The sequence below is a fragment of the Aliterella sp. E5.1 genome (assembly GCF_057473825.1).
In genome coordinates this window covers 1-5,316 of the sequence record NZ_JBYCCV010000162.1, presented here as the reverse complement: position 1 = coordinate 5,316, position 5,316 = coordinate 1, and the positions used below count along the sequence as shown (strand labels likewise).

The window sequence follows — 5,316 nt, the reverse complement described above, 5'->3', positions numbered from 1 at the left end:
GAGATGAAATCAAAAATAGGCAAAGGATGATGCTTCAGTAATTGAAGCATCATCCTTTTGCTTAAAAATAGACCTGGCACTGAGCTATTGTTCCGTGGGGCAACCCCCAAAGTATCGTCGCCGCAGCAGCGTTTCACTTCCGAGTTCGGGATGGAGTCGGAGTGGTTCCACCGCGCCATAAGCACCAGGAAAATTGTTGAATGCGTGGTTTTAGTCCCAGCACCCTGAAGACTGCATAGAAAAGCAAATAGATTTTCAATTATCAGGTCAAGCCCTCGGTCTATTAGTACGCTTCGGCTGCATCCATTGCTGAACTTCCACCTCGCGCCTATTAACAGGTAATCTTCCTGTGACCTTACTGGATTATTCCATGAGAGCACTCATCTTGAGGTGGGCTTCCCACTTAGATGCTTTCAGCGGTTATCCGCGCCGCACTTGGCTACCCAGCGTTTACCGTTGGCACGATAACTGGTACACCAGCGGTGCGTCCCTCCCGGTCCTCTCGTACTAAGGAGGGCTCCTCTCAATGCTCTTACGCCTGCACCGGATATGGACCGAACTGTCTCACGACGTTCTGAACCCAGCTCACGTACCGCTTTAATGGGCGAACAGCCCAACCCTTGGGACGTACTTCCGCCCCAGGTTGCGATGAGCCGACATCGAGGTGCCAAACCTCCCCGTCGATGTGAACTCTTGGGGGAGATCAGCCTGTTATCCCTAGAGTAACTTTTATCCGTTGAGCGACGGCCCTTCCACTCAGTGCCGTCGGATCACTAAGGCCGACTTTCGTCCCTGCTTGAGTTGTGACTCTTGCAGTCAAGCTCCCTTTATGCCTTTACACTCTATGCACGGTTTCCAAGCGTGCTGAGGGAACCTTTGCGCGCCTCCGTTACCATTTAGGAGGCGACCGCCCCAGTCAAACTGCCCACCTGCAACGGTTCTTGTGCCGGCTAACGGCTCCAAGTTAGAATCCTAGCTGCGCCAGAGTGGTATCTCACCGTTGGCTCCATTACCCCCACAAGGGCAATATCAACGCCTCCCACCTATCCTGCGCAAGCTCAGCCCGGATTCAATTACAGGCTACAGTAAAGCTTCATAGGGTCTTTCTGTCCAGGTGCAGGCAGTCCGTATCTTCACAGACATTCCTATTTCGCCGAGTCTCTCTCTGAGACACCATCCAGATCGTTACGCCTTTCGTGCGGGTCGGAACTTACCCGACAAGGAATTTCGCTACCTTAGGACCGTTATAGTTACGGCCGCCGTTCACCGGGGCTTCAGTCGCCAGCTTTAGACTTGCGTCCTGACCGACTTCCTTAACCTTCCGGCACTGGGCAGGCGTCAGCCCCCATACGTCGTCATTTGACTTTGCGGAGACCTGTGTTTTTGGTAAACAGTCGCCTGGATCTCTTCACTGCGACCCACGTCTTAGGTGGGCACCCCTTCTTCCGAAGTTACGGGGCCATTTTGCCGAGTTCCTTAGAGAGAGTTATCTCGCGCCCCTTGGTATTCTCAACCTCCCTACCTGTGTCGGTTTCGGGTACAGGTAACATTGATTTAACGTGCTTGGAGCTTTTCTAGGAAGCTTGACTGCTACCACTTCGGTGACGTATCACCTCGGACTCACGCCTCAGCTCAGAATGTTTTCTCCACTCCTCAACGCCTTGAACGCTTGCACCGGTAACCAACATCCGGCTGGCTCATGCCTTCTCCGTCCCTCTGCACAAATCAACATCAGTACGGGATTAATTACCCGTTGTCCATCGACTACGCCGTTTGGCCTCGCCTTAGGTCCTGACTAACCCTCCGCGGACGAACCTGCCGGAGGAACCCTTAGGGTTTCGGGGCATTGGATTCTCACCAATGTTTTCGCTACTCAAGCCGACATTCTCACTTCTGCTTCGTCCACACCTGCTTGCCGCTAGTGCTTCACCCAAAGCAGAACGCTCCCCTACCGATATTTCTTAGATATCCCACAGCTTCGGTACGTCACTTAGCCCCGTTCATTTTCGGCGCAGGAGCGCTTGACCAGTGAGCTATTACGCACTCTTTTAAGGATGGCTGCTTCTAGGCAAACCTCCTGGTTGTCTTTGCACTCCCACCTCCTTTATCACTTAGTGACAATTTGGGGACCTTAGCTGGTGGTCTGGGCTGTTTCCCTCTTGACGATGAAGCTTATCCCCCACCGTCTCACTGGTTGTGTGTGCATCTGGTATTCTGAGTTTGTCTCGATTTGGTACAGCTTTCGCCGCCCGCACCGAAACAGTGCTTTACCCCCAGACTATAATCACAACCGCTGCGCCTAAACACATTTCGGGGAGAACCAGCTAGCTCCGGGTTCGATTGGCATTTCACCCCTAACCACACCTCATCCGCTGATTTTTCAACATCAGTCGGTGCGGACCTCCACTTGGTGTTACCCAAGCTTCATCCTGGACATGGTTAGATCACCCGGGTTCGGGTCTATAACCAGTGACATATTTTTCGCCCTATTCAGACTCGCTTTCGCTTTGGCTTCAGCAATTATTGCTTTAACCTGCCACTACTTATAACTCGCCGGCTCATTCTTCAACAGGCACGCGGTCAGACGTTTAATCGTCCTTCCACTGCTTGTAGGCTAATGGTTTCATGTTCTATTTCACTCCCCTTCCGGGGTTCTTTTCACCTTTCCCTCGCGGTACTGTTTCACTATCGGTCACGCAGTAGTATTTAGCCTTACGAGGTGGTCCTCGCTGATTCACACGGGATTTCTCGTGCCCCGTGCTACTCGGGATTAAGCTAGTATCTTTCCACTTTCGACTACAGGACTATCACCTTCTCTGGTGCAGTTTTTGGCTGCTTCGTCTAGCTTCCAGCTTCCATGTCGCTTTCCCACTACCCCAGTAATTAAAACTACTGGTTTAGGCTGTTTCCTTTTCGCTCACCACTACTTAGGAAATCGATTTTTCTTTCTCTTCCTCCAGCTACTAAGATGTTTCAGTTCGCTGGGTTCGCTCATGCTTGTCTATATATTCAACAAGCTGTTTCTAGGTTGCCCTATTCGGACATCTCCGGCTCAATGCTTGCTTCCAGCTCCCCGGAGCTTTTCGTCGGTCGCCACGTCCTTCTTCGCCTCTGCGTGCCTAGGTATCCACCATTAGCCCTTTGTAGCTTGACCAGTTTCTTTTGTCAGATACATGAGGTAATACCTCGTGGATCTGCCTGCTATTTGCTTTCTCTATGCAGTTTTCAAGGTTCTGACTGAGTATAAACTCAGCATTCTGACTATTGTGAATTCATAGTCCCGGTGCTGAATTAACTATTTGTTGCTTTTCCTCATGTGGAGGTTAGCGGACTCGAACCGCTGACATCCTGCTTGCAAAGCAGGCGCTCTACCAACTGAGCTAAACCCCCTTTTGATTTAGTTTCAAGCTTTGTTTGCTGTTTTAATTGCCAACACCTAGTGCTTGCTACTATTGCAAGGTGGGCCATCCTGGACTCGAACCAGGGACCTCACCCTTATCAGGGGTGCGCTCTAACCACCTGAGCTAATAGCCCCCAAACCTTAATTATAGTTGAAAAGCCCCACTTGCTTCGCCACGACCTAGGTTGACCTCATCTAAACCTATTTTGATTTTCAGTTATCGATGGGTTTGGTCTCCCTTAAAGGAGGTGATCCAGCCACACCTTCCGGTACGGCTACCTTGTTACGACTTCACCCCAGTCACCAGCCCTGCCTTCGGCATCCCCCTCCTTGCGGTTAGGGTAACGACTTCGGGCTAAGCCAGCTTCCATGGTGTGACGGGCGGTGTGTACAAGGCCCGGGAACGTATTCACCGCAGTAGTGCTGACCTGCGATTACTAGCGATTCCGCCTTCATGCAGGCGAGTTGCAGCCTGCAATCTGAACTGAGCCACGGTTTATGGGATTGGCTTGCATTCGCATGCTTGCTACCCTTTGTCCGTAGCATTGTAGTACGTGTGTAGCCCAGAACGTAAGGGGCATGCTGACTTGACGTCATCCCCACCTTCCTCCGGTTTGTCACCGGCAGTCTCTCTAGAGTGCCCAACTTAATGATGGCAACTAAAAACGAGGGTTGCGCTCGTTGCGGGACTTAACCCAACATCTCACGACACGAGCTGACGACAGCCATGCACCACCTGTGTTCGCGCTCCCGAAGGCACTCTAAGCTTTCACTCAGATTCGCGACATGTCAAGTCCTGGTAAGGTTCTTCGCGTTGCATCGAATTAAACCACATACTCCACCGCTTGTGCGGGCCCCCGTCAATTCCTTTGAGTTTCACGCTTGCGCGCGTACTCCCCAGGCGGGATACTTAACGCGTTAGCTACGGCACAGCTTGGGTCGATACAAGCTACACCTAGTATCCATCGTTTACGGCTAGGACTACTGGGGTATCTAATCCCATTCGCTCCCCTAGCTTTCGTCCCTCAGTGTCAGTTTTGGCCTAGCAGAGCGCTTTCGCCACCGGTGTTCTTCCCAATCTCTACGCATTTCACCGCTACACTGGGAATTCCCTCTGCCCCTACCATACTCTAGCTTATCAGTTTTCACGGCCTGTCTCTGGTTGAGCCAGAACCTTTAACCGCAAACTTGATATGCCACCTGCGGACGCTTTACGCCCAATCATTCCGGATAACGCTTGCATCCTCCGTATTACCGCGGCTGCTGGCACGGAGTTAGCCGATGCTGATTCCTTAGGTACCGTCATTTTTTTCTTCCCTAAGAAAAGAGGTTTACAACCCAAGAGCCTTCTTCCCTCACGCGGTATTGCTCCGTCAGGCTTTCGCCCATTGCGGAAAATTCCCCACTGCTGCCTCCCGTAGGAGTCTGGGCCGTGTCTCAGTCCCAGTGTGGCTGATCGTCCTCTCAGACCAGCTACCGATCGTCGCCTTGGTAAGCTCTTACCCCACCAACTAGCTAATCAGACGCGAGCTCTTCTTCAGGCAATAAATCTTTCACCTCTCGGCACATTCGGTATTAGCAGTCGTTTCCAACTGTTGTCCCCAACCTGAAGCTAGATTCTCACGCGTTACTCACCCGTCCGCCACTAATGTCCGAAAACATCCGTTCGACTTGCATGTGTTAAGCATACCGCCAGCGTTCATCCTGAGCCAGGATCAAACTCTCCGTTTTGTTTGGAGTCTATTTGTTAGCTCTTCTTTGATTCACCCTAAGTGAATCTCTTTCTTATAGTTTCTCTGACGAAGACTATAGTGCTTTTTTTTGGCTTTTCAACTATAATTTTTTCATGGTTCGGCGTGCCTTCTGGTTCGCTCCGCTTTCGCTTCCCTCTCCAGCGCTTTATTAATCTATCAACT

General features: G+C 51.3%; 2 tRNA genes and 3 rRNA genes. All 5 read right to left on the bottom strand.

Annotated features, from left to right (window positions below):
• Window positions 1-71 precede the first annotated feature (71 nt).
• The 5 genes from rrf to AC2VE5_RS23915 all read right to left on the bottom strand — a co-directional run bounded on the left by rrf (window position 72) and on the right by AC2VE5_RS23915 (window position 5,131).
• Window positions 72-189 (bottom strand): 5S ribosomal RNA (rrf, locus tag AC2VE5_RS23935).
• A gap of 74 nt (window positions 190-263) precedes the next feature.
• A 23S ribosomal RNA gene (locus AC2VE5_RS23930) occupies window positions 264-3,154 on the bottom strand.
• A 163-nt stretch (window positions 3,155-3,317) separates the two neighbouring features.
• Window positions 3,318-3,390 (bottom strand) — tRNA-Ala (locus tag AC2VE5_RS23925).
• 70 nt (window positions 3,391-3,460) lie between these two features.
• Window positions 3,461-3,534: transfer RNA gene (locus AC2VE5_RS23920), tRNA-Ile, on the bottom strand.
• A gap of 107 nt (window positions 3,535-3,641) precedes the next feature.
• Window positions 3,642-5,131 (bottom strand): 16S ribosomal RNA (locus tag AC2VE5_RS23915).
• The 16S, 23S and 5S rRNA genes sit together here with 2 tRNA genes alongside, the layout of an rRNA operon.
• Window positions 5,132-5,316 lie beyond the last annotated feature (185 nt).